Raw genomic sequence first — 23,997 nt, 5'->3', positions numbered from 1 at the left:
TATGCGCATCCTGATGATTATTGATGGCTTACCCGGTGGAGGCGCAGAAAAAACCGTCCTCACGCTCTCCAGCGGCTTAGTGGAAATGGGACACCAGGTCTCGCTTTTCTCACTGCGTAAAGTGTGCGATTACCCCATTCCCGAAGGTGTGGATTTCCAGGTAATTCAGGATAAATGCAAAAAACCCTGGCGCAAGCTTACAGAGATCCCGCGTCGGGCAAAGCTGTTAGATGAAGCGATTACTACGGCAGAACGTAGCGGAAAGTTTGATATTATTTTTTCCCATCTACATAAAACTGACCGTATTGTCGCCCACAGCCGCGCGCTTGATCGCGACAAAGTCTGGTTTTGTATTCACGGCATGTTCTCATTTTCCTACCTTTACCACCGCCGTGGGTTTTCCCGCTGGTTTAAACATCTGAAGATTCGGCACATCTACGAAAACCGCAATGTGGTGGCCGTCTCGTCAGCCGTGCTGCACGATCTTTCCGACACGCTGGCAATCCCTCTGCGTCGCAGCGCGGTTATCCATAACCCCTTCGATATTGAAGCTATCCAGCAACTGGCCGGACAGCCGTTTGAAATGCAGGGGCAGGATTACCTGATTCACGTTGGGCGTTTCCACGAACACAAAAGGCACGACCGCTTGCTGCGCGCTTATGCGCTTAGCAAAATCGAGGCGCCTTTAGTGATGATGGGTAACGGCTCAGAAGCAAAAATCGCCCAGTTAAAGGCGCTTGCAAGCAGTCTTGGAATTGCTGACAGAGTGGTGTTTCGTTCATTTGTACCTAACCCCTATCCCTGGATCAAAGGCGCCCGCCTCTTAGTGTTAAGCTCAGACTGCGAAGGTTTTGGTAATGTTCTGGTCGAGGCGATTATCTGCCAGACACCACCGGTCAGCACTAACTGCCCTGGTGGGCCTGCGGAGATTTTGACCGGGCCACTTGCTCGCGGCCTTAGCGGCCTGAGCGACGAGTCGCTGGCAAAAACGTTATCCGATATGTATGCCAATACTTCCCATGGAATAGATGGCGAGAAAATTTCATCTTACGGTATCAACGCGATTTGCCAGCAGTATCTTGCTCTGGCGGAAAATAATAAGTAATCAGGTTTCTTATGCAAATTTCAGCGCCAATGTTAAGCGTGGTGGTTGCCGTCTATAACGGCGAAGCATTCCTCGACCAGTTTTTCACTTGCCTCGTCGCGCAAAAAATCGACAGCATGGAAGTGATCATCGTTAATGATGGTTCTACGGATGGATCGATGCGGATCGTGGAGCAATGGCGCGATCGACTACCGCAATTACAGATTATTGAGCAAGAAAACCAGGGCGTATCGGTTGCCCGCAATTCCGGGCTGGCCTGCGCAAAGGGAAAATACCTCTCTTTCCCGGATATTGATGACGTTTTCAAACCCGGTATGTATCAGCGCCTGCTTGATATGGCCAACACGGGGAATCTGGATGTTGCGACCTGTAACGGTAACTATGTCTGGGAAAATGATAAAAAACCCACCCGTCCGATTTTTCCGCCTGAAAAATTACAGTCAACGGGTGTAATGACCGGCCCGGCCTGGCTTAAGCAGGCTCTGGATTCACGTAAATTCCTGCATGTCACCTGGCTGAATATCTATCGCCACGATTTCATTCGTCAGCATAATTTTCATTTCGAACCGGGCCTTCGCCATCAGGATATTCCCTGGACAACAGAAGTCCTGCTCGCTGCCGAGCGCGTGCAATACACCAGTGAGCAATTTTACGATTACTACATCCACTCAGCGTCTGTTTCGCACATGCCGGACACTGACGACACGCTGATTCGCTCGGCGCGCCACTACATGAAAATCCTGCAAATGCTGGACGCCATTAACCAGCGCTATGCGGATAAAGTGAAAAATATACCGGCATGTTACTGGCAGATAGCCAAAGAAGGGCTCGGCATTATCCATACCTTTGATAACATGAAGGATGAAAGCAAGAAGGCGATGATCATTCGCGAGTTTTTCGAGAAAGGCATCTGGAAGCTCATCTGGAAAAGCGCAAAAAGTCCGCGTTTGCGCTGGCGCCTTGGTCGCCGCTACTTCCGTCTCAAAAGGTATCTGGCATAAGGTATAGCTTTAGCTGCCCTAAATGCTTAGAATTTGCCCGCCGAATCTTAAAAAAACGGATAGTCGCTTGGAATTGTTGTATACCACCCTGCTTTACTTAATACAGCCTCTGGTGTGGTTGCGATTATTACTTCGCAGCCGCAAAGCCCCTGCTTACCGTAAGCGCTGGGCTGAACGCTATGGATTTTGTCGTAACAAAGTGAAGCCGGACGGTATTTTGCTGCATTCCGTCTCGGTAGGCGAAACGCTGGCGGCCATCCCGCTGGTGCGCGCGCTGCGTCATCGCTACCCTGCATTACCGATCACCGTCACCACCATGACACCAACCGGCTCGGAACGCGTGATGTCCGCGTTTGGTAAAGACGTTCATCACGTTTATTTGCCCTACGATCTACCGTGTGCCATGAACCGTTTCCTGAATACCGTGCGCCCGAAGCTGGTGATCGTAATGGAAACTGAGCTATGGCCGAATATGATTTCTGCCCTTCATGCCCGGCAAATTCCGTTGGTAATTGCTAACGCGCGCCTTTCCGAGCGCTCGGCGAAAGGCTATGCCCGGTTGGGTAAAGCAATGCGTCGTCTGCTCAGCAAAATCACCTTAATTGCCGCGCAAAATCAGGAAGATGGCGACCGTTTCCTGCAACTGGGCCTGAAACGCAATCAGCTGACCGTCACCGGTAGCCTGAAGTTTGATATTTCTGTGACGCCGGAACTTGCCGCGCGCGCCGTGACTCTGCGCCGCCAGTGGGCGCCGCGCCGTAAAGTATGGATTGCCACCAGTACGCACGACGGTGAAGAAACCATCATTTTACAGGCGCACCGCAAGCTGCTGGAAACCTTCCCCGATTTGCTGTTGATCCTGGTTCCTCGCCACCCTGAGCGTTTTCCGGATGCGCGCAACATGACGCAAAAAGCCGGATTCAGCTATATCCTGCGCAGCTCGGGCGAGATCCCGTCCGGCAGCACCCAGGTGGTCATTGGCGATACCATGGGCGAACTGATGCTGCTGTATGGTATTGCCGATATTGCTTTCGTCGGCGGCAGCCTGGTTGAGCGCGGCGGTCATAATCCTCTGGAACCCGCAGCCCATGCCATTCCGGTGCTGATGGGGCCATATACCTTTAACTTCAAAGATATTTGCGCGCGTTTGCAGGAAGCGGAAGGGTTGATCACTGTGACCGATGCCGATTCGCTGGTGAAAGAAGTTTCCACACTGCTGACGGATGAAGACTACCGCTTATGGTACGGTCGCCATGCCGTTGAGGTTCTGCACCAGAACCAGGGCGCGCTGGCGCGTCTGCTGCAACTCCTGCAACCGTATTTGCCTCAGCGGAGCCATTAATGTCCAGACGTTTGTCGGTGGTGATGATCGCCAAAGATGCGGCGGATCTGCTGCCCGATTGCCTTGCGTCAGTGGCCTGGGCAGATGAAATCGTGCTGCTCGATTCCGGCAGCAGCGACGACACTTCCGGCATTGCCAGCCGCGCCGGGGCTAAAGTCTTCAGCCATACCGACTGGCAGGGCTATGGCATTCAGCGTCAAATTGCCCAGCGTTATGCCAGCGGCGACTATATTCTGATGATTGATACCGACGAGCGCGTAACCCCTGAGCTGGCAGAACAACTGCGTCAGACGCTGGCTGCGCCGCAGCCCGGCGCGGTTTACAGTATTGCCCGTCGCAATTACTTTCTCGGGCGTTTTATGCGCCACAGCGGCTGGTATCCGGATCGCGTCACGCGCCTGTACGAACGCGAACGTTACCAGTACAACGATAACCGCGTTCATGAGTCACTCGATGCACCGCAGGCGCAGACCATCGCCCTGAGCGGTGATTTACTGCATCTGACCTGTCGTGATTTCGCCAGCTTCCAGCGCAAGCAGCTCAATTACGCCACGGCGTGGGCGCAGGAACGCCATCAGCGCGGGAAAAAAACCTCGCTGCCGGGGATTTTCGCTCATACTTTGGGCGCATTCGCAAAAACATTGCTGCTGCGCGGCGGCGTGCTCGATGGCAAACAGGGCTGGCTGCTGGCGGTGGTTAACGCGCAGTATACGTTTAATAAATATACCGAGCTGTGGGCGCTGAACCACGGTTATTCCGAGAAAGGATAAGCGATGAGTACAAAAGCGATTTATCCAGGTACTTTCGATCCGATCACCAATGGCCACATTGATATCGTGACCCGCGCTGCAAACATGTTTACTGAAGTTGTACTGGCCATTGCCGCCAGCCCAAGTAAGAAGCCGATGTTCAACCTTGAAGAACGCGTAGCGCTGGCACAATCAGCGACGGCGCATTTGCCGAACGTTACCGTGGTGGGATTCAGTGATTTGATGGCGAACTTTGCCCGCGCACAGCAGGCAAATATTCTGATCCGCGGTCTGCGTGCCGTTGCAGATTTCGAGTACGAAATGCAGCTGGCGCATATGAACCGCCATCTGATGCCGGAACTGGAAAGCGTGTTTCTGATGCCGTCGAAAGAGTGGTCGTTTATCTCTTCATCGCTGGTGAAAGAAGTGGCGCGCCACCAGGGCGATGTCGCGCACTTCCTGCCGCCGAACGTGCACCAGGCGTTGCTGGAAAAGCTTAGTGCCTGATGGCGCTTCGCTTATCAGGCTTGCAACACCGGTGTGCCTGAAAAACAGAGCTGCCATTTAGTAAAGCACAAAGCATCCGGCAAAAAACGCGCTTATTTCTGGCAGCGGCGACAGTAAAACGTTGAGCGCTGTGCGTGCTTAGCGGCCATAATCGGCGTACCGCAGACGCGACAAGGTTCCCCTTCCCGCCCGTACACCTGTAACTCCTGCGCAAAATAGCCTGGTTTCCCGTCGCTTTGCAGAAAATCTTTCAGCGTAGTTCCGCCCTGCTCAATGGATCGCAACAGTACGGCTTTGATCACCCGCACCAGCATTTCACACTCCTGACGCGACAGCGAAGAGGCCAGGCGATCCGGATGGATCCCGGCAGCGAACAGCGATTCGCTGGCGTAGATGTTTCCGACGCCGACCACCAGCTTATTATCCATCAGCCAGGGTTTGATGGCCGTTTTTTTCTTCGCGCACTTCTGCTGCAAATAATCGGCATTAAAAGCTTCGCTTAACGGTTCAGGGCCAAGATGTGCCAGCACATTGTGGCCTTCCAGCTCTTTGGTCCACAGCCATGCGCCAAAGCGGCGAGGATCGGTGTAACGCAGCACTTTGCCGTTGCTCATCACCAGATCAACATGGTCATGCTTTTCAGCCGGAAGCTCATGGGGAAGAATGCGTAAGCTGCCGGACATACCCAGGTGGATGATGATCCAGCCATCCGGCAGCTCCAGCAGCAGATATTTCGCGCGACGCTGAACGCTCAGCACCGGTTTATCGCTCAGGGCGTGGATCTCATCGGAAACCGGCCAGCGTAATCGCCCGTTGCGTACCACCGCATGAAGAATGGTTTCGCCAACCAGGTGCGGTTCGATACCCCGGCGGCTGGTTTCTACTTCGGGTAATTCAGGCATCTCATCTCCGCTTGCGGGTTATCAGAAATGCAAAAACCCCGACAGTGCGGGGTTTTTGTGCAAGAAAACTAAAATTATTTGATTTTAGCTTCTTTGTACAGCACGTGCTGACGGACAACTGGATCGAATTTTTTCAGTTCCAGTTTTTCCGGCTTAGTACGTTTGTTCTTCGTGGTGGTGTAGAAGTGACCAGTACCAGCGGAAGAAACCAGCTTGATTTTCTCACGAATACCTTTAGCCATGATTTATATCCTCTAAGTACTTAGTACTTTTCGCCACGGGCACGCAGTTCAGACAGAACTGTATCGATGCCTTTCTTATCAATTACACGCATACCTTTAGCAGATACGCGCAGGGTGACAAAACGCTTCTCGCTCTCAACCCAGAAACGGTGAGAGTGCAGGTTCGGCAGGAAACGGCGTTTAGTCGCGTTCAGTGCGTGGGAACGGTTGTTACCGGTCACCGGACGCTTGCCAGTAACTTGGCAGACTCGGGACATGTCTATTCTCCAAAAATCAAATTAGCTCGAGCTTCGTATGGGGTATCGGCGCCTCGTCAGGCTTTACAGCCCGGTCATCGCAGTTCTACACGTCATCCTTCAGGCTGCTTCTGCATTGGCTGCACTCGCTTATCCAGGTCACGTACTTCTGTACGCTCGCAGGGATTCACTCTCTTGCCGCCTTGATGCAACTTGAATGATTTAGCGTCTAAGTGAACTCTCGATTGCCAGGCCCAAATGCCAAACCCGAGATTCTCAAAGGTGGCGTAGTATACGCTGAGTCGGCGGTGTGCTCAAGTCCCGAACAGACAAAGATCCCGATGGATCGTCTAAAATGACTTAAATCCAGCCGCGTTCTGCAAACGAAACGCACTCTCCGCGACCAACGATCAGGTGATCAAGCACACGGATGCCCATGAACTGGCAGCATTTTATCACTCGCTCAGTGATTTGCTTATCCGCCTTGCTTGGCTCAGCGTTACCTGAAGGGTGATTATGCGCGAGGATCACGGCGGCTGCATTCACTTTTAACGCTTCACGCAGAATTTCCCGCGGATGCACTTCGACATGGTTAATGGTGCCACTAAACAATCGGCAGTGCTTCAGTATCCGGTTCTGGTTATCCATCAGGATCACCATAAAGATCTCGCGCTCTTCTCCCGCTAACTGACTCTGCAGGAATTCACGCGTCATATCAGGACTCAGCAGCGAGCTCTCTTCCAGCAGGCGCGCATTATAGTAACGACGCGCCAGCTCGCCGATGCCTCTTAACTGCGCATATTTCGCCACGCCGATTCCGTGTACATCCTGAAAATCTTCCAGCTCAGAAGAGAGTAATGTATAAAGCGAACCAAATTGCTTCAGCAGCTCGCGGGCAACGGTTAATACACACTTTCCTCGCGTTCCGGTGCGCAGAAAAAGCGCTAATAACTCCACATCCGATAGTGCCTCAATGCCGTACTGCAGCATCTTTTCGCGCGGCTTCTGGGGTGTCAAAACAATGTCCATATTCCCTCCTCCCGATCCCACATTTATGTTGCCATTTCACGCTCCCTCCTTCGACAGCCAATTTCAAAGCCTGCGTAGCGCCTCGCAAAGTGCTCTGCGGGCAAAAGCACGACAACATCAGGATTGTGATAAAATGCCCAGCTTCTGGTGAAATCCAACAGGAAAGAATCATGATCAGTCTGGCGGGTAAAAAAATTGTCCTCGGCGTAAGCGGCGGTATTGCGGCTTACAAAGCGCCTGAGCTGGTGCGCCGTTTGCGCGATCGCGGCGCGGAAGTTCGCGTGGTAATGACCGAAGGTGCTAAAGCTTTCATTACCCCGCTGAGCCTGCAAGCCGTTTCCGGGTATCCGGTTTCCGATAGCCTGCTCGATCCCGCTGCCGAAGCGGCAATGGGTCATATCGAGCTCGGTAAATGGGCCGATCTGGTGATCCTGGCGCCCGCCACCGCCGATTTGATTGCCCGCGTCGCTGCCGGAATGGCCAACGACCTGGTTTCCACGATTTGCCTCGCTACCCCTTCGCCTGTCGCGGTAGTACCGGCGATGAACCAGCAAATGTATCGCGCCGCAGCAACCCAGCATAATTTGCAGGTACTGGCCTCACGCGGTCTGCTGCTGTGGGGGCCGGACAGCGGCAGTCAGGCCTGTGGCGATGTTGGCCCTGGCCGCATGCTGGATCCGCTGACGATCGTTGATATGGCAGCCGCGTATTTTTCGCCTGTCAAAGATCTGCAACATCTGAACATCATGATTACCGCCGGCCCAACCCGTGAGCCGTTGGATCCGGTGCGTTACATTACTAATCTCAGCTCCGGTAAGATGGGCTTCGCTATTGCCGCCGCTGCCGCCAGCCGCGGAGCGAACGTTACGCTGGTTGCAGGCCCGGTCACGCTGCCAACACCTGCGCTGGTGCAACGCGTAGATGTCACCACCGCGCTGGAGATGGAAGCGGCCGTGCAGCGTAGCGCTCAGCAACAGCACATTTTTATCGGCTGCGCCGCCGTCGCGGATTACCGCGCTGCCAGCGTGGCGGAAGAGAAAATTAAAAAACAAGGCGATGAAATCACGATAAAAATGGTAAAAAACCCGGATATCGTCGCTGGTGTTGCCGCACTTTCTGAACATCGTCCCTTTGTTGTGGGGTTTGCCGCCGAAACAAATAATGTGGAAGAATATGCCCGGCAGAAACGCGCCCGCAAAAACCTTGACCTGATTTGCGCTAATGATGTTTCTCAATCAGATCAAGGCTTTAATAGCGACAACAACGCCTTACATCTTTTCTGGCAGGAAGGCGACAAACGCCTGCCGCTGGAACGCAAAGAACTTCTGGGCCACCAATTACTGGACGAGATCGTTACCCGTTATGATGAAAAAAATCGACGTTAAGATTCTGGACCCGCGTGTCGGCAAGCAATTTCCGCTACCGACTTATGCCACCTCCGGTTCCGCCGGACTTGACCTGCGCGCCTGTCTCGACGACGCCGTAGAGCTGGCGCCTGGCGCAACAACGTTGCTGCCAACCGGTCTGGCAATCCATATTGCCGATCCGTCGCTCGCTGCGGTTATTCTGCCGCGTTCGGGGCTGGGCCATAAGCATGGCGTGGTGCTGGGTAATCTGGTTGGTCTGATTGACTCGGATTACCAGGGGCAACTGATGGTTTCCGTCTGGAACCGCGGCCAGGACAGCTTCACTATCGTTCCGGGCGAGCGCATCGCGCAAATGGTGTTTGTACCCGTTGTACAGGCAGAATTTAATCTGGTGGAAGAGTTCGACGCGACTGAACGCGGCGAAGGCGGCTTTGGCCATTCCGGGCGTCAGTAAACCGCTCTATTTAACGCATCACACGGCGAAATAACGCGATAACATCACCGCAAACGCACATTGTTTGCGGTCGCCGTGTGGTCGCTCGCCTGACAAGTGTTTATTTTCAGGGGTATTTTAGAACATGGCAGAAAAACAAACTGCGAAAAGGAATCGCCGCGAGGAAATACTTCAGTCTCTGGCGCTGATGCTGGAATCCAGCGATGGAAGCCAGCGTATTACTACCGCGAAACTGGCCGCTTCCGTTGGCGTATCCGAAGCCGCGCTGTACCGTCATTTCCCCAGTAAAACGCGCATGTTCGATAGCCTGATTGAGTTTATCGAGGATAGCCTTATCAGCCGCATTAACCTGATTTTAAAGGATGAGAAAGACACAACTACGCGCCTGCGCCTGATTGTGCAGCTAATCCTCGGCTTCGGTGAACGTAATCCTGGCTTAACGCGCATTATGACTGGCCATGCGCTGATGTTTGAGCAGGATCGCTTGCAAGGGCGCATTAACCAGCTATTCGAACGTATTGAAGCGCAACTGCGCCAGGTTCTGCGCGAGCGCAAAATGCGTGAAGGCGAAGCCTATGCCACTGACGAAACGCTGCTGGCAGGCCAGCTGCTGGCGTTTTGTGAAGGGATGCTCTCGCGCTATGTGCGCAGTGAATTTAAATACAGCCCAACCGACGACTTTGACGCTCGCTGGCCGCTGCTCGCCGCGCAACTGCAATAACCTTTCTTTATGCAGCCTTTGTGGCTGCATTCTCACTTTCCGGCAATCTGTGAAAAAAGCAACGCAATTCGTTGACTGTTGATGGCCTCAAGCACTTCAGTTTATTTACTCTATGTGAACGCGCAGGGCACAAAACTGTTATGGCACACGCCCGGCAGGCACCTCCTGCCGGGCGCTACGGTTATACGCCGTACTGTTCGCGATACGCGCGAACCGCAGCCAGGTGATCGGCCATCTCCGGCTTCTCTTCCAGATACGCAATCAAATCTTTCAGCGTAATGATTGAAATGACTTTGCAGCCGTAATCACGCTCCACTTCCTGAATCGCGGAAATATCAGCGCGGCCGCGTTCCTGGCGATCCAGCGAAATCAGCACGCCAGCCAGCGTCGCGCCATTGGCCTGAATAACTTCCATCGACTCGCGGATAGCGGTGCCCGCAGTGATAACGTCATCCACCAGCATCACACGCCCCTGCAATGCGCTGCCAACCAGATTACCGCCTTCACCGTGATCTTTCGCCTCTTTACGGTTAAAGCAGTACGGCACATCGCGCTCATGATGTTCCGCCAGCGCCACCGCGGTGGTAGTCGCAATCGGAATACCTTTATAAGCCGGGCCAAACAGCAGGTCGAAATCAATCCCGGAATCCACCAACGCTTCGGCATAAAAACGGCCTAACAGAGCCAGATCGCGCCCGGTATTAAACAGCCCGGCGTTGAAGAAATAGGGGCTTTTACGCCCGGATTTCAGCGTGAATTCGCCAAACTTCAGTACCTGCTTATTAAGCGCAAATTCAATAAACTGACGCTGATACGCTTTCATGGATTCGCTCCTCATCTCACTTTTCAATTTACAGATTACGCAAAATAGTTCGCGCAGCAATGTGCAGGCAACCAGAGCCTGCCGCTGACAAAAAGGCTGCGTGAATTATGACGCGCAAAAAAAAGGGCGACTCTCAGTCGCCCTTGATAATTAATTCGCCAGCGCCGCTTTCTGCGTCGCGATAATCGATTCGATTCCCCCTCTGGCCAGCGCCAGCAGGGCCAATAACTCTTCATGGGAGAACGGCTCGCCTTCCGCCGTGCCCTGAACTTCAATCATGCGCCCATCTTCGGTCATCACCACGTTCATATCGGTCCCGGCGGCGGAGTCTTCCACATACTCCAGATCGCACACGGCCTCGCCGTTAACGATACCCACGGATACGGCGGCAACCATGCCTTTCATCGGATTGGTTTTCAGTTTCCCGGCCGCAACCAGTTTGTTCAGTGCATCCGCCAGCGCCACACAAGCACCGGTGATAGAAGCGGTACGGGTGCCGCCATCGGCCTGGAGCACATCGCAGTCGAGCGTAATGGTGAATTCACCTAATGCGTTCAGGTCAACTGCTGCACGCAGCGCACGCGCAATCAGACGCTGGATTTCCATGGTGCGACCGCCCTGTTTGCCTTTCGCGGCTTCACGCACGTTGCGGGTATGGGTGGAACGCGGCAGCATGCCATATTCCGCGGTGATCCAGCCCTGTCCCTGACCTTTCAGGAAACGCGGCACACCCTCTTCAATAGAGGCGGTGCACAGCACTTTGGTATCACCAAATTCAACCAGCACGGAGCCTTCAGCGTGTTTTGTATAGTTACGGGTCAGGGTGACGGGACGTACCTGAGTGGCGCTACGACCTGCTGGACGCATGATGATTTCTCCGGCTATTCGAATGTGGCTGCGCATTATACTGGCTTACCGTGGTTATTCCTATCCTGATAAGGCCACGAAAGCTATAATCCCCGCATATCTCTTTAATAACGGGAACGTCTATGATCCGCAGTATGACCGCCTACGCCCGGCGTGAAATCAAGGGTGAATGGGGCTCAGCCTCCTGGGAACTGCGCTCGGTAAACCAGCGTTATCTGGAAACTTACTTCCGCCTGCCGGAGCAATTCCGCAGCCTTGAACCGGTTGTCCGTGAACGTCTTCGTACCCGTCTGACCCGCGGCAAAGTGGAGTGCAACCTGCGTTTTGAACCCGATTCCAGCGCACAAGGGGAACTGATCCTCAACGAAAAACTGGCTAAACAGCTGGTATCTGCCGCTAACTGGATCAAATTGCAGAGTGACGAAGGGGAAATTAATCCGGTGGATATCCTGCGCTGGCCTGGCGTAATGGCCGCACAAGAACAGGATTTAGATGCCATTGCGACACAAATTCTCGCTGCGCTGGACGGCGCGCTGGATGACTTTATCGTCGCCCGTGAAACCGAAGGCCAGGCGCTGAAAGCGCTCATCGAGCAGCGTCTGGAAGGTGTGAGTACCGAAGTTGCCAAAGTGCGTACGCATATGCCGGAAATTCTGCAATGGCAGCGCGAACGGCTGGTTGCCAGGCTCGAAGAGGCGCAGGTACAACTGGAGAATAATCGCCTTGAGCAGGAACTGGTGCTGATGGCGCAGCGTATTGATGTGGCCGAAGAACTGGATCGGCTCGAAGCGCACGTAAAAGAAACCTACAACATTCTGAAGAAAAAAGAAGCCGTGGGTCGTCGCCTCGACTTTATGATGCAGGAATTTAATCGCGAGTCGAACACGCTGGCATCCAAGTCGATTAATGCTGAAGTCACCAATTCAGCTATTGAACTGAAAGTGTTGATTGAGCAGATGCGCGAGCAGATTCAAAATATCGAGTAATCTTTTTCGCTCTGTAGCGTTATCATTAAAAAAAGCCATTTAAAAATGGCTTTTTTGCTGAGTTTTATACCGGATAGAGAGCACATCATCCACGAATTCACTACGGATGATAATCGTCCGGTACTGTTCCATAAAAGCAGCATTGCTGCTGCTTTTATGTTGAACATGGATATCAGAATTACTTACCGACAACCGTACCCAAAATGTTGCTCACAGGAACACTGGAGTTTAATCCCTGAACACCGCCAATAACCCCGAGCAGGTTATTAATCGACTGTGCTGTGATATTGACTACACCGTTGCTGAAAAGGTTGCTGTAGTTATAAACACCGCCACCTGCATTGATATTAATAACTTTCCCGGCAAAAATATCACCATAGTTATTCAGATTGTTTGCTAAGTTAAAGTTCATTTCATTATCAGAAGAAATAGTATTTCTGTTAGTTAATGAACCCTTTGTCGTGGTAAACGAAACCTTATTTTTACCAACAAGGTATCCTTTGTTCTCAAAAGAATTGCTCATTGTCACGACCAAATCTTTATCCGCAGTGATAACACCCGTCAGATTGCCATTTTTGGCGCTACCGGAGCTATCGTTATCCAGTGACGCGGCGGTGATATTAACATCACCATAAGACTTGATAATGGCATAGTCATTATTTATAGCGTTAGCTTTAATATTTGCTGCCGCGCCTCCTAATGTCTGGCTATTTGCATTATAAAACAGGCCTGTGGTATTGATATCTAAAGTACCTGCCTGAGCAATAATGCGGCTATCTTCACTATAAATATTTTTAGCAGTCAGATTAACTGAACGTTTACCGATAAGCCCGCCTCTTTGGTCAGCCATGCCAAAATAGAAGCCATAGGGATCACCGTAGATATTACCATTATTATTGAAGAGGTTACCTTTAGTGGTAATGTTGATATCATTAACAGCAACAACCAGGGCTGCGTTACTATTCACATCACCTGTAGCAGTGATATTAATATCTTTACCGAGCAACAGACCGCCGTAGTTATCAATTAACCCGCCATTTATGTTCAGTATTCCTTCATCAGAGCGGAGCGCACCAACATAGTTTTCAAGCTTGTCGGATACCGAAAGACTCACATCGCCAATAGCACCAATGCTGCTTGCATAGTTAACCAGGTTTTTTGTCTCAATGTTAACTTTCTTCTCTGAAGAGATTTTCCCGTAGTGGTTATCGATATTGTAGCTGCTCTTGATATCGATATTACCATTCGCCGAAATCTGACCATTATTTTCCAGCGAATACGATGAAATCATAATGCCGCCATCGCCGGCAATAATCCCGCGAGAATCACTGCTGACAACATCGGCGGTCTTTGTATTATTGTTAATCAGCGTACTGTTTTTAGCATCAATTTTGATATGACCATTTACAGTACGGATACGACCACCGGTATTGTCGATAGTATTATAACTATTATTAACTAACTCGATATTCTGAATCGCATCCATAGTACCATTTCTGTTTGCTGTATTCAGAGAGTTAATGCCAATATAGCCGCCGTTAATCTGTCCATCGCTATTGTCAAAGAACCCTGTTTCGAGGGCAACGATCCCACCGGTCAGACCGTATGTTTTTTCCGTTCCGGAGTTACGCAGTGTATTACCATTGGTGTTGATCGCCAGCAACCCAGCCGAAGCCATTTTGCCATTCATGTTGTTCAGATAGCCGCTACTGATTGCAATGTCTTTACCTGCCTGGATATTACCGAGGCCAGAGTTGTCCAGCGTATTTTTTGCGGTATCAATATAGACTGATTCGTCACTGACAATACTGCCGCCAGAGTTATTAAGAACACCGGCCAGCTTCAGCAGAACAGTGGCGTTTGATTTAATAGCCGCATTTTTATTTTGTAACTGACCACGGGCATCAAGAGTAAAGCCACCCTTACCTGCGGCGATCACACCGCTATTATTGACGCCAGCGCCTTGTTCTGTGCTGATAAGCGTAATTTTGTCCGCATACATTCCGCCCAACTTAGCAACGTCGAGGCTATTGCTTTTACGGAAACCTTCAGCTCTCACGCTGCCCGTGATTTGATTGTTCGTATTGACATAATTATTACCCAGAACGAGTGTCAGATCTTTAGCTACGCCGACATAACCATTGACCGTTACAGAGCGAGTAATAAGTTCCGTTGGGGACTCATTAAGCAACTGAGCCTCAATGCTAATATCACCGCCATTAACGGCGTATCCTTTCAGTACACCATTCTGTACATCAGGCGTCCCGGAGGTTAACGTTACTTTATTCGTATTAATAAAACCGCAGCTTGAACAGGTTATGCCCGATGGGTTTGCAATGATCAGATGCGCTTCATCACCTGCGACTTCCAGCATGCCAGCCAGGTTTGTACGACCTGAACGTACTTCATTAAGAATAATTTTAGCGCTACCGGAAGTAAGGTTGCTGTTACCGCTTATCGCTCCACCGAGAATAGTATTGGTACCATTGGTGCTGTTATTAAATATTACACCTTCCTTTCCCACATTAAATTTGTCATAAATATTATGCGAAAGCCCATTTTCATTCGCTTTATTGATATCTATAACCGGCACATTATTAACAGCTCTGGCCGCTGCTGCGCGATTGCTGTTAATCATGTCCGCATGTACGGCCAACGGTAATGACAAGATAACCGCAGTAGCAATAGGTGTTACTTTAACTAAATAACGTTTTTGTTTCATTGTAACCTCTGAATATGATCTTTAGTTATTTGTGCATGTCTATATATGAAAGTTGTCGTCAATCAGTAATTAAAGAAAAACTGACACCCAGATAAATAAGTCAGTATTTGTCCGGGGAAAATAATTAAAGCCATGATTATAAATGCTGTTGCTATTCATTTAACAACCGCACCAATAAAATGAATTTAATAACACAACACAGTAAACATCTTAACGTCCTGTCACTTGTTATTCCTTCATTTATCGATAAACATCGACCCACAACTCCACCCACAAATAAAGTGACAATAGGCCATGCTCAAATCGCATTAAAATTCCGATAAACCATTACTATAAAATAAAAATTTCTATAGCCAGCCTTCCTTTATTTACCAAAGGCGATACTAATTGTATTGTCACAGTTCTGGCAAGCCTGTTTTATCCCGAGAACTAAAAATCATATTTTTCTCGCGCTCTGCATAAGACATATTGTCATAAAAAATAAAAACAATTAAATTATTAATATCAAGAAATAAACCACACCATTAAAAATAGAAAATGTTCGATAAATACAAATCAAAAGAATAAATATTGACTTGTCCTTCCGGAGAAAAATAAAATTAAAACGTCACCAATACATTTATTTATGGGAAAAAGAAATGCGTGAATTAAATACTCAAGAAATTGCAGCAGTATCCGGTGCCAGCCTGGCCTCCGTTGGAGGTTTTTTAGGTTTTCAGGCAGGAAATATTTTCGACTTCCTCACATCAAAAATTGGTCTGTCTACTAACTTCGGCAGCTATACCAGCCAGATTGGTACAGGTATCGGTCAATTATGTTCGCTGAATTTTACTGATGCTAAAGCAAACATTGCCAATGGTTATAACGGTCTGGTAAGTGCAGTAATTACAGCCATTGGTAACCTTTTTAAATAAAAAAACTGTAATTAACAGGAAGAGCCAGTGTATTACCGCTGGCTCTTTTTATTAAAAAACCGCATTGTTGTCCAAATTTAATGTGATGCTGTTCAATTGATTTATCTCTAAAAATATCGAATGGCTACTCACCGCCGACAGTAAATCCTTGTACTTTCTGTTTTGCCAACCAGTCCGCCAGAAATGTCACTTCCGGCAGACTCAACCAGCGCTGTATTTGTCGAAAACGCTCTGCCCCCACGCCAGGCAACGCAAGCCATTCTTGTTCTGTCTTGCCGATAAGTTCTTGCCAGCGGCTGATGCCCTGTGCATTTAATGCAGCCTGAGGCAAAGGAATTCCTAACGCGTTAATCCAACGGATAAAAGGATATTGACGTACTACGTTAAAACGATGCCAAAGCTTTAGCCCGCGGACAGGAGAAATGCCTGGCGTCGCCTGCAACTGCTCCTTTGTTAATGCCAGCCAGGAAAAGAGATGTTCGAAATGATGTGCTTTATGCAACATCCGCCAACCGCTTTCTCCCAGCCCTTCGATCCCCAGCGCCTTTGCAGAACTTAGCCATACCAGCCGGGCAATAAACTGTTCATTGCACTCTGCCGTGGCATAAAAGCAGCTAAGCGATGAAAAAAGCGGAGCCGGTGGAACGGGTTTTTCGCGAATAAGGCTGCGCCAGACCACGCGGTTAAGACGGGGAATCCCTTGCCCGGCAAGGCTCACGGAAACCTGATCGCCCGGTGCGATGTCCAGTTCCTGCCAGCGCCGGACAGAACCAAGATTTACCCTCTGAACGCGTTTATCATCCAGTTGTACAGCTTCAAGCTGTGCAACGACGGCAATTTTCCCGGTACGCCCAACGGTAAACTGAATATCTTTTACGCTGGCGACTTCCTCTATCGGATCATATTTCCATGCCACGACCCAATCACCGTGCCCAGGCAACCACGCCTTGCCCTGAGGTTCAGACCCCGAGCGAACGATGATACCGTCTGTCACGAAGGGCAAGGGGGAGGTAAACCAGCGGACACGTAAACGCTCTACGTCCTGCACAGTATTGACCGGCACGCTGTAATCGAGCACCTCACTAAATCCGCTCTTGCTCAGCGCAACCAGCCGTTGTGCCAGCGTTGTTGGGCCATCCGGCCATGCCCATACAAAGAAATCCAGTTCACGAAGCGGCTCTGGTGCGTCGCGTCGCATCATCGCACCTGCAACCCTGGCTCGGGCATTTAAGCCACCCGACTGCTTCTGGATATGGTTTTCACGGCGCAGAAAGAGTTCACCCTGCAAAACGCTGTTTGCCAGCTCGCCACTAACATTGTTGGGAATGGCCGGGATCGCGAGGACTTTTGCCGTCCAGTCCTCGCCCGCCAGCCCATTTCCACGGCTGATAGCCTGCACCAGCTTGCCCTGACGGTAGACCAGCGTGAGCGCTACGCCATCCACTTTTGGCTGTACCCAGAGATCTTTTTTCCCGGCCATCCACTGTTGCAGCAACTGCTTATTCGCCAGTTTGCGCACACCGGTATGCGCAACAGGATGAACGGTATTACCGCCAGGCGGTATTGATGAGTTGTAGGATATTTCGAGCGAAAAGCAGCGCTGCCAATAGGCAAGCCGGGCGTTTAGTCTATCGTAAACATCATCGCTGACGTCGCTTGCTCCCGATTTCCAGTACGCCTCATTCCACTGCGCGAGCTGCTGCTGCAAACGGCTTACTTCTTCCTGCGCCCGCGAAGGCGACCAGACAGGGCAAGTTGCAAAGCTGAATACGCTCCATAGCAACAGACAAACTGCAGCTCCGGCTCTTCTCCACATAGATATTTCTCCCTTTTGATAGCGCAATCGTTATAACGCCAGGAGGGAATGGCTTTCGATCAATAAACAGAGCTGTTGCGAGGCAGGTTCCGGAGATTCGCTACGGCGGTGAAAATTTGCAAACAAAACAGGAAAGCGGGCCGCAAAATGCCATACTGAGAGGGAAAAAGTGTGACAAATGCTACGTCACGTAGCGCTGATGTGTATAATAGGCACGTATGTAAGTTTCCTTTCGCAATTCACATACAAAAGACTCTCATGGCTCAAGGCACGCTATATATTGTTTCCGCCCCCAGCGGCGCGGGTAAATCAAGCCTCATCCAGGCTTTGCTGAAAACCCAACCGTTATACGACACTCAGGTTTCTGTTTCGCACACTACGCGCGCACCGCGCCCGGGTGAAGTGCACGGCGAACACTATTTCTTTGTTAATCATGACGAATTTAAAGCCATGATTGATGATGACGCGTTTCTTGAGCATGCCGAAGTATTTGGCAACTTTTACGGCACCTCCCGCGCAGCCATCGAGCAAGTGCTGGCGACCGGCGTGGATGTGTTCCTTGATATCGACTGGCAGGGCGCGCAGCAAATTCGCACCCGCATGCCGCAGGCGCGCAGCATCTTTATTCTGCCGCCGTCGAAGTTGGAGCTGGATCGCCGTCTGCGTGGACGCGGCCAGGACAGCGAAGAGGTAATTGCAAAGCGGATGGCGCAGGCCGTTGCGGAAATGAGCCATTACGCAGAATATGATTACCTGATTGTGAATGATGATTTCGATACCGCTCTGGGCGATCTGAAAACCATTATTCGCGCTGAACGCCTGCGTATGAGCCGCCAGAAGCAGCGACATGACGCTTTAATCAGCAAACTATTGGCAGACTGAGCCTGGTTTCAGTATCATGCCCAGTCATTTCTTCACCTGTGGAGCATTTTAAGTATGGCACGCGTAACTGTTCAGGACGCTGTAGAGAAAGTAGGTAACCGTTTTGACCTGGTGCTGGTCGCCGCGCGTCGCGCTCGTCAGATGCAGGTTGGCGGTAAAGATCCGTTAGTACCGGAAGAAAACGATAAAACCACCGTTATCGCGCTGCGCGAAATCGAAGAAGGTCTGATCAACAACCAGATCCTTGACGTGCGTGAGCGCCAGGAACAGCAAGAGCAGGAAGCCGCAGAACTGCAGGCCGTTACCGCCATTGCTGAAGGTCGTCGTTAATTAACCTGCAGGTCACCCTTGTATCTGTTTGAAAGCCTGAATCAACTGATTCAAAACTATCTGCCTGAAGATCAAATTAAACGTCTCAGGCAGGCGTATCTCGTTGCACGTGACGCTCACGAGGGCCAGACACGTTCAAGCGGTGAACCCTATATCACACACCCGGTAGCGGTGGCCTGTATTCTGGCCGAGATGAAACTCGACTACGAAACGCTGATGGCCGCGCTGCTGCATGACGTGATTGAAGATACCCCAGCCACTTACCAGGATATGGAACAACTGTTCGGCAAAAGCGTTGCCGAGCTGGTGGAAGGGGTATCCAAACTTGATAAGCTCAAGTTTCAGGATAAAAAAGAAGCGCAGGCCGAAAACTTTCGCAAGATGATCATGGCGATGGTGCAGGATATCCGCGTCATCCTGATCAAACTGGCCGACCGCACCCATAACATGCGCACGCTGGGCTCGCTTCGCCCGGACAAGCGTCGCCGCATCGCCCGTGAAACCCTCGAAATCTATAGTCCGCTGGCGCACCGTTTAGGTATTCACCACATCAAAACCGAGCTGGAAGAGCTGGGTTTCGAGGCGTTGTACCCGAACCGCTATCGCGTGATTAAAGAAGTGGTGAAAGCCGCGCGCGGCAACCGCAAAGAGATGATCCAAAAAATCCTCTCGGAAATCGAAGGGCGTTTACAGGAAGCGGGCATTCCCTGCCGCGTTAGCGGACGTGAAAAGCACCTCTATTCCATCTATTGCAAGATGGTGCTGAAAGAGCAACGCTTTCACTCGATCATGGATATTTACGCTTTCCGCGTTATCGTTCATGACCTGGATACCTGCTACCGCGTCCTGGGGCAGATGCACAGCCTGTACAAACCGCGTCCCGGTCGCGTGAAAGACTACATCGCCATTCCGAAGGCGAACGGCTATCAATCCCTGCATACCTCGATGATTGGTCCGCATGGCGTACCGGTCGAGGTGCAGATCCGTACTGAAGATATGGATCAAATGGCGGAAATGGGGGTTGCTGCGCACTGGGCCTATAAAGAGCACGGCGAGAGCAGCACCACCGCGCAAATCCGCGCCCAGCGCTGGATGCAAAGCCTGCTGGAGCTGCAACAGAGCGCCGGTAGCTCATTTGAATTTATCGAGAGCGTTAAATCTGATCTCTTCCCCGATGAGATTTATGTTTTCACCCCGGAAGGCCGCATTGTCGAGTTGCCCGCTGGCGCGACGCCGGTGGATTTTGCCTACGCGGTACACACGGATATCGGCCACGCCTGCGTCGGCGCACGCGTTGATCGCCAGCCATATCCGCTGTCGCAATCGCTCGCCAGCGGCCAGACGGTAGAGATTATTACCGCGCCGGGTGCCCGCCCGAATGCCGCATGGCTGAACTTTGTCGTCAGCTCAAAAGCGCGCGCGAAAATCCGTCAGATGTTGAAAAACCTCAAGCGTGACGACTCGGTAAGCCTCGGTCGCCGCCTGCTGAATCATGCGTTAGGCGGCAGCCGCAAGCTGGCCGAAATTCCGCAGGAGCATATTCAGCGCGAGCTTGAGCGTATGAAGCTGGCGACGCTCGACGATCTTTTGGCTGAAATCGGCCTTGGCAACGCCATGAGCGTCGTGGTCGCGAAAAACCTGCAGCAAGGGGAAGCGGTGCAAGCCGCGCCAACGCCGTCCAGCTCCAGCGGCAACGGTCATTTGCCGATTAAAGGCGCAGATGGCGTGCTGATCACCTTTGCCAAATGCTGCCGTCCGATCCCCGGCGACCCGATTGTCGCCCATGTCAGCCCCGGTAAAGGGCTGGTTATCCACCATGAGTCCTGCCGTAATATTCGTGGCTACCAGAAAGAGCCAGAGAAATTTATGGCTGTAGAGTGGGATAAAGAGACCGCGCAGGAATTTATCACCGAAATCAAGGTGGATATGTTCAACCATCAGGGAGCGCTGGCGAACCTCACGGCGGCAATTAATACGGCCTCATCCAATATTCAGAGTCTGAATACGGAAGAGAAAGATGGCCGCGTGTACAGCGCTTTCATCCGACTGACGGCGCGCGATCGCGTCCATCTGGCGAATATCATGCGTAAAATCCGCGTGATGCCGGATGTGATTAAAGTCACCCGTAACAGAAACTAATTGTATGAATTCTCAACGTTATGCGCGTATTCGCGAGATGCTCGCCAGACGTCAGCCCGATCTGACAGTTTGCATGGAGCAGGTTCACAAGCCCCATAACGTCTCTGCCATTATCCGCACCGCAGACGCCGTCGGCGTGCATGAGGTCCACGCTGTCTGGCCGGGCAACCGCATGCGCACCATGGCCTCCTCCGCCGCAGGCAGTAATAGCTGGGTGGAAGTGAAAACACACCGTACCATTGGCGATGCTGTCGGCGTGCTGAAAGCGCGCGGCATGCAGGTGCTCGCCACACATCTGTCGGACAACGCGGTCGACTTTCGCGAGATCGACTACACGCGCCCGACCTGCATTCTGATGGGCCAGGAGAAAACCGGGATCACGCAGGAAGCACTGGATCTGGCGGATCAGGACATCATCATTCCGATGATCGGCATGGTGCAGTCGCTCAACGTTTCCGTGGCCTCAGCATTAATTCTGTATGAAGCGCAACGTCAGCGGCAAAACGCCGGTATGTACCAGCGCGAAAACAGCATGCTGCCGGATGAAGAGCAGCAGCGCCTGCTGTTCGAAGGGGGTTACCCGGTGCTGGCGAAAGTCGCGAAACGCAAAGGGCTGCCTTACCCGCACGTCAATTCGGAAGGCCAGATCGAAGCCGATCCGACGTGGTGGGCCACTATGCAGGCGGCAGGATAACCGATGAAAGGTAAGCTGCTCGACGCGGTGCCCTTAAGTTCGCTGACCGGCGTCGGCGCGGCGCAGAGCAGCAAACTGGCGAAAATCGGCCTGCACACCGTGCAGGATCTGCTGCTTCACCTGCCACTGCGTTACGAAGATCGCACCCAGCTTTACCCCATTGCTGACCTGCTGCCGGGCATCTACGCCACGGTGGAAGGCGAAGTGCTGAACTGTAATATCACTTTCGGTGGTCGCCGAATGATGACCTGCCAGATCAGCGACGGTTCCGGCATCCTCACCATGCGCTTTTTCAACTTCAACGCGGCAATGAAAAACAGCCTCGCCACGGGCCGCCGCGTGCTGGCCTATGGCGAAGCAAAGCGCGGAAAGTATGGTGCGGAGATGATTCACCCGGAATACCGCGTGCAGGGCGATCTCAGTACTCCCGAATTACAGGAAACGCTTACGCCGGTTTACCCCACCACCGAAGGGATTAAGCAGGCGACATTGCGCAAACTGACCGACCAGGCGCTGGAACTGCTGGCGACCTGCGCCATCAGCGAACTGCTGCCGCCTGAGCTGGCACAGGGCATGATGAGCCTGCCGGAAGCGCTGCACACGCTGCATCGCCCGCCGCCGTCATTGCAACTGGCCGAACTTGAAGCGGGTACGCATCCGGCGCAGCGTCGTTTGATCCTTGAAGAATTACTGGCGCATAACCTGAGTATGCTGGCGCTGCGCGCCGGGGCTCAGCGCTATCATGCTCAGCCGCTCATTGCTAAAGATGAACTGAAGCAAGGCTTGCTGGCATCACTACCGTTTAAACCAACCGGCGCGCAAGCGCGGGTCGTGGCGGAGATCGAGCGCGATATGGCGCTGGATATCCCGATGATGCGCCTGGTTCAGGGCGATGTCGGCTCCGGTAAAACGCTGGTTGCCGCACTGGCCGCGTTACGGGCGATCGCCAACGGTAAGCAGGTGGCGATGATGGCACCAACCGAACTGCTGGCTGAGCAGCACGCCAACAATTTCCGCAACTGGTTTGCGCCGCTCGGTATCGAAGTGGGCTGGCTGGCGGGAAAACAAAAAGGGAAGGCGCGCCAGGCACAGCAGGATGCCATTGCCAATGGCGAAGTACAGATGGTGGTCGGCACGCACGCTATTTTCCAGGAGCAGGTGCAGTTTAACGGCCTCGCGCTGGTGATTATCGATGAGCAACACCGCTTTGGTGTCCACCAGCGTCTGGCATTGTGGGAGAAAGGCCAGCAGCAAGGATTCCATCCGCACCAGTTAATCATGACGGCCACCCCGATTCCGCGCACGCTGGCGATGACCGCCTACGCCGATCTCGATACGTCGGTTATCGACGAACTGCCACCGGGTCGCACACCGGTAACCACCGTCGCCATTCCGGATACTCGCCGCAATGAGATTATCGATCGCGTGCGCAACGCCTGCATCGACGAAGGCCGCCAGGCATACTGGGTATGTACGCTGATTGAAGAGTCCGATCTTCTGGAAGCGCAGGCGGCAGAAGCCACCTGGGAAGAGCTGAAGCTCGCGCTGCCAGAGCTGAATGTCGGGCTGGTGCATGGCCGCATGAAGCCAGCGGAAAAACAGGCAGTCATGCAGGCGTTCAAACAGGGTGAGCTGCATCTGCTGGTCGCGACCACGGTAATTGAAGTCGGTGTGGATGTGCCAAACTCCAGCCTGATGATTATCGAAAACCCGGAGCGGCTTGGCCTTGCGCAACTCCACCAGCTACGCGGGCGCGTCGGGCGCGGCGCGGTAGCCTCGCACTGCGTTTTGCTCTACAAATCCCCGCTCTCAAAGACAGCGCAAAAACGCTTACAGGTGCTGCGCGACAGCAACGACGGCTTTGTCATTGCGCAAAAAGATCTGGAAATTCGCGGCCCCGGCGAACTGCTGGGAACCCGCCAGACCGGCAATGCAGAATTCAAAGTCGCCGACCTGCTGCGCGACCAGGCGATGATCCCGGAAGTTCAGCGCGTCGCCCGCCATATTCACGAGCGTTATCCGCAGCTTGCAGCGGCATTAATCGAACGCTGGATGCCGGAAACAGAACGCTACTCCAACGCCTGAGTTTCAGAACCTTATCCGGTAGAAAGAACATCCCTTCGAAAAGTGTGTTTTTAACATAGCAACCGTTTGCTTTTACCAAACAGT

At 52.1% G+C, this 23,997-nt stretch carries 23 protein-coding genes; 15 read left to right on the top strand and 8 right to left on the bottom strand.

What is annotated here, in order from left to right:
• Position 1: 1 nt before the first annotated feature.
• The 5 genes from AWR26_RS00520 to coaD all read left to right on the top strand — a co-directional run bounded on the left by AWR26_RS00520 (position 2) and on the right by coaD (position 4,704).
• Positions 2-1,105: a glycosyltransferase gene (locus AWR26_RS00520; RefSeq protein WP_064562735.1), complete on the top strand. Its 1,104-nt coding sequence runs from the start codon at positions 2-4 to the stop codon at positions 1,103-1,105.
• An 11-nt stretch (positions 1,106-1,116) separates the two neighbouring features.
• Positions 1,117-2,106 (top strand): glycosyltransferase, encoded by a 990-nt coding sequence (locus AWR26_RS00515; protein ID WP_064562732.1) that lies wholly within the window; start codon positions 1,117-1,119, stop codon positions 2,104-2,106.
• Positions 2,107-2,173: 67 nt separating this feature from the next.
• Positions 2,174-3,448, top strand: coding sequence for a lipid IV(A) 3-deoxy-D-manno-octulosonic acid transferase (waaA, locus tag AWR26_RS00510; protein ID WP_139227962.1), 1,275 nt, complete (start codon positions 2,174-2,176; stop codon positions 3,446-3,448).
• Positions 3,448-4,218, top strand: a complete 771-nt coding sequence (locus AWR26_RS00505) for a glycosyltransferase family 2 protein (protein ID WP_064562726.1) — start codon at positions 3,448-3,450, stop codon at positions 4,216-4,218. The genes waaA and AWR26_RS00505 overlap by 1 nt, the downstream gene beginning before the upstream one ends.
• Positions 4,219-4,221: 3 nt before the next feature.
• Complete coding sequence (gene coaD, locus AWR26_RS00500) at positions 4,222-4,704, top strand: pantetheine-phosphate adenylyltransferase (protein WP_064562724.1); 483 nt, start codon at positions 4,222-4,224, stop codon at positions 4,702-4,704.
• 92 nt (positions 4,705-4,796) lie between these two features.
• On the opposite strand, the gene mutM is transcribed toward coaD, so the two are convergent.
• The 4 genes from mutM to radC form a co-directional block, all read right to left on the bottom strand.
• Positions 4,797-5,606 (bottom strand): bifunctional DNA-formamidopyrimidine glycosylase/DNA-(apurinic or apyrimidinic site) lyase, encoded by an 810-nt coding sequence (mutM, locus tag AWR26_RS00495; RefSeq protein WP_064562721.1) that lies wholly within the window; start codon positions 5,604-5,606, stop codon positions 4,797-4,799.
• A 74-nt stretch (positions 5,607-5,680) separates the two neighbouring features.
• Entirely contained in the window at positions 5,681-5,848 is a 168-nt protein-coding gene (gene rpmG, locus AWR26_RS00490; RefSeq protein ID WP_003024094.1) for a 50S ribosomal protein L33, read from the bottom strand.
• A 20-nt stretch (positions 5,849-5,868) separates the two neighbouring features.
• Complete coding sequence (rpmB, locus tag AWR26_RS00485) at positions 5,869-6,105, bottom strand: 50S ribosomal protein L28 (RefSeq protein WP_002436699.1); 237 nt, start codon at positions 6,103-6,105, stop codon at positions 5,869-5,871.
• Positions 6,106-6,444: 339 nt separating this feature from the next.
• On the bottom strand, positions 6,445-7,113 hold the full coding sequence (gene radC / locus AWR26_RS00480) for a RadC family protein (RefSeq protein ID WP_064562717.1): 669 nt from the start codon (positions 7,111-7,113) through the stop codon (positions 6,445-6,447).
• A 170-nt stretch (positions 7,114-7,283) separates the two neighbouring features.
• Between radC and coaBC the strand changes: the two genes are divergently transcribed.
• The 3 genes from coaBC to slmA all read left to right on the top strand — a co-directional run bounded on the left by coaBC (position 7,284) and on the right by slmA (position 9,655).
• Positions 7,284-8,498 (top strand): bifunctional phosphopantothenoylcysteine decarboxylase/phosphopantothenate--cysteine ligase CoaBC, encoded by a 1,215-nt coding sequence (gene coaBC, locus AWR26_RS00475; protein ID WP_064562713.1) that lies wholly within the window; start codon positions 7,284-7,286, stop codon positions 8,496-8,498.
• The gene (dut, locus tag AWR26_RS00470) at positions 8,476-8,934 is read left to right on the top strand and encodes a dUTP diphosphatase (RefSeq protein WP_035886792.1); all 459 of its coding nucleotides are present in this window, start codon (positions 8,476-8,478) and stop codon (positions 8,932-8,934) included. Before coaBC ends, dut begins: the two co-directional genes overlap by 23 nt.
• 124 nt (positions 8,935-9,058) lie before the next feature.
• Positions 9,059-9,655: a nucleoid occlusion factor SlmA gene (gene slmA / locus AWR26_RS00465; protein WP_064562711.1), complete on the top strand. Its 597-nt coding sequence runs from the start codon at positions 9,059-9,061 to the stop codon at positions 9,653-9,655.
• Positions 9,656-9,836: 181 nt separating this feature from the next.
• Here the strand turns inward: slmA and pyrE are convergent, their stop codons facing one another.
• Both pyrE and rph read right to left on the bottom strand, forming a co-directional pair.
• Positions 9,837-10,478 carry an orotate phosphoribosyltransferase gene (gene pyrE / locus AWR26_RS00460; RefSeq protein WP_064562708.1) on the bottom strand — a complete coding sequence of 214 codons (642 nt, stop codon included), beginning with the start codon at positions 10,476-10,478 and terminating at the stop codon, positions 9,837-9,839.
• A gap of 150 nt (positions 10,479-10,628) precedes the next feature.
• On the bottom strand, positions 10,629-11,345 hold the full coding sequence (rph, locus tag AWR26_RS00455) for a ribonuclease PH (protein ID WP_064562705.1): 717 nt from the start codon (positions 11,343-11,345) through the stop codon (positions 10,629-10,631).
• A gap of 122 nt (positions 11,346-11,467) precedes the next feature.
• Here rph and AWR26_RS00450 point away from each other — a divergent pair, with 122 nt between their 5' ends.
• Positions 11,468-12,331, top strand: a complete 864-nt coding sequence (locus AWR26_RS00450) for a YicC/YloC family endoribonuclease (protein WP_064562702.1) — start codon at positions 11,468-11,470, stop codon at positions 12,329-12,331.
• Positions 12,332-12,509: 178 nt separating this feature from the next.
• On the opposite strand, the gene AWR26_RS00445 is transcribed toward AWR26_RS00450, so the two are convergent.
• Complete coding sequence (locus tag AWR26_RS00445) at positions 12,510-15,053, bottom strand: two-partner secretion domain-containing protein (protein ID WP_064562699.1); 2,544 nt, start codon at positions 15,051-15,053, stop codon at positions 12,510-12,512.
• Between the two features lie 638 nt (positions 15,054-15,691).
• Here AWR26_RS00445 and AWR26_RS00440 point away from each other — a divergent pair.
• Positions 15,692-15,967, top strand: a complete 276-nt coding sequence (locus tag AWR26_RS00440) for a hypothetical protein (RefSeq protein WP_064562696.1) — start codon at positions 15,692-15,694, stop codon at positions 15,965-15,967.
• A gap of 124 nt (positions 15,968-16,091) precedes the next feature.
• Here the strand turns inward: AWR26_RS00440 and ligB are convergent, their stop codons facing one another.
• Positions 16,092-17,783, bottom strand: coding sequence for an NAD-dependent DNA ligase LigB (gene ligB, locus AWR26_RS00435; protein ID WP_244256222.1), 1,692 nt, complete (start codon positions 17,781-17,783; stop codon positions 16,092-16,094).
• A 258-nt stretch (positions 17,784-18,041) separates the two neighbouring features.
• Here ligB and gmk point away from each other — a divergent pair, with 258 nt between their 5' ends.
• The 5 genes from gmk to recG are packed head-to-tail and all read left to right on the top strand — an operon-like array spanning position 18,042 to position 23,913.
• Positions 18,042-18,665 (top strand): guanylate kinase, encoded by a 624-nt coding sequence (gene gmk / locus AWR26_RS00430; RefSeq protein ID WP_043956075.1) that lies wholly within the window; start codon positions 18,042-18,044, stop codon positions 18,663-18,665.
• A 54-nt stretch (positions 18,666-18,719) separates the two neighbouring features.
• Positions 18,720-18,995: a DNA-directed RNA polymerase subunit omega gene (gene rpoZ / locus AWR26_RS00425; protein WP_007369481.1), complete on the top strand. Its 276-nt coding sequence runs from the start codon at positions 18,720-18,722 to the stop codon at positions 18,993-18,995.
• A gap of 18 nt (positions 18,996-19,013) precedes the next feature.
• On the top strand, positions 19,014-21,134 hold the full coding sequence (gene spoT, locus AWR26_RS00420) for a bifunctional GTP diphosphokinase/guanosine-3',5'-bis pyrophosphate 3'-pyrophosphohydrolase (RefSeq protein WP_007369480.1): 2,121 nt from the start codon (positions 19,014-19,016) through the stop codon (positions 21,132-21,134).
• Between the two features lie 4 nt (positions 21,135-21,138).
• A complete protein-coding gene (gene trmH, locus AWR26_RS00415) occupies positions 21,139-21,828 on the top strand; it encodes a tRNA (guanosine(18)-2'-O)-methyltransferase TrmH (RefSeq protein WP_043956074.1) in 690 nt (229 codons plus the stop codon).
• A 3-nt stretch (positions 21,829-21,831) separates the two neighbouring features.
• Complete coding sequence (gene recG, locus AWR26_RS00410) at positions 21,832-23,913, top strand: ATP-dependent DNA helicase RecG (RefSeq protein ID WP_064562693.1); 2,082 nt, start codon at positions 21,832-21,834, stop codon at positions 23,911-23,913.
• The last annotated feature ends 84 nt before the right edge of the window (positions 23,914-23,997 follow it).

Source organism: Kosakonia oryzae, from assembly GCF_001658025.2.
Taxonomy (GTDB): Bacteria; Pseudomonadota; Gammaproteobacteria; order Enterobacterales; family Enterobacteriaceae; genus Kosakonia; species Kosakonia oryzae.
The sequence above is the reverse complement of the archived record's forward strand: the minus strand, read 5'-3'. Positions and strand labels throughout refer to the sequence as shown.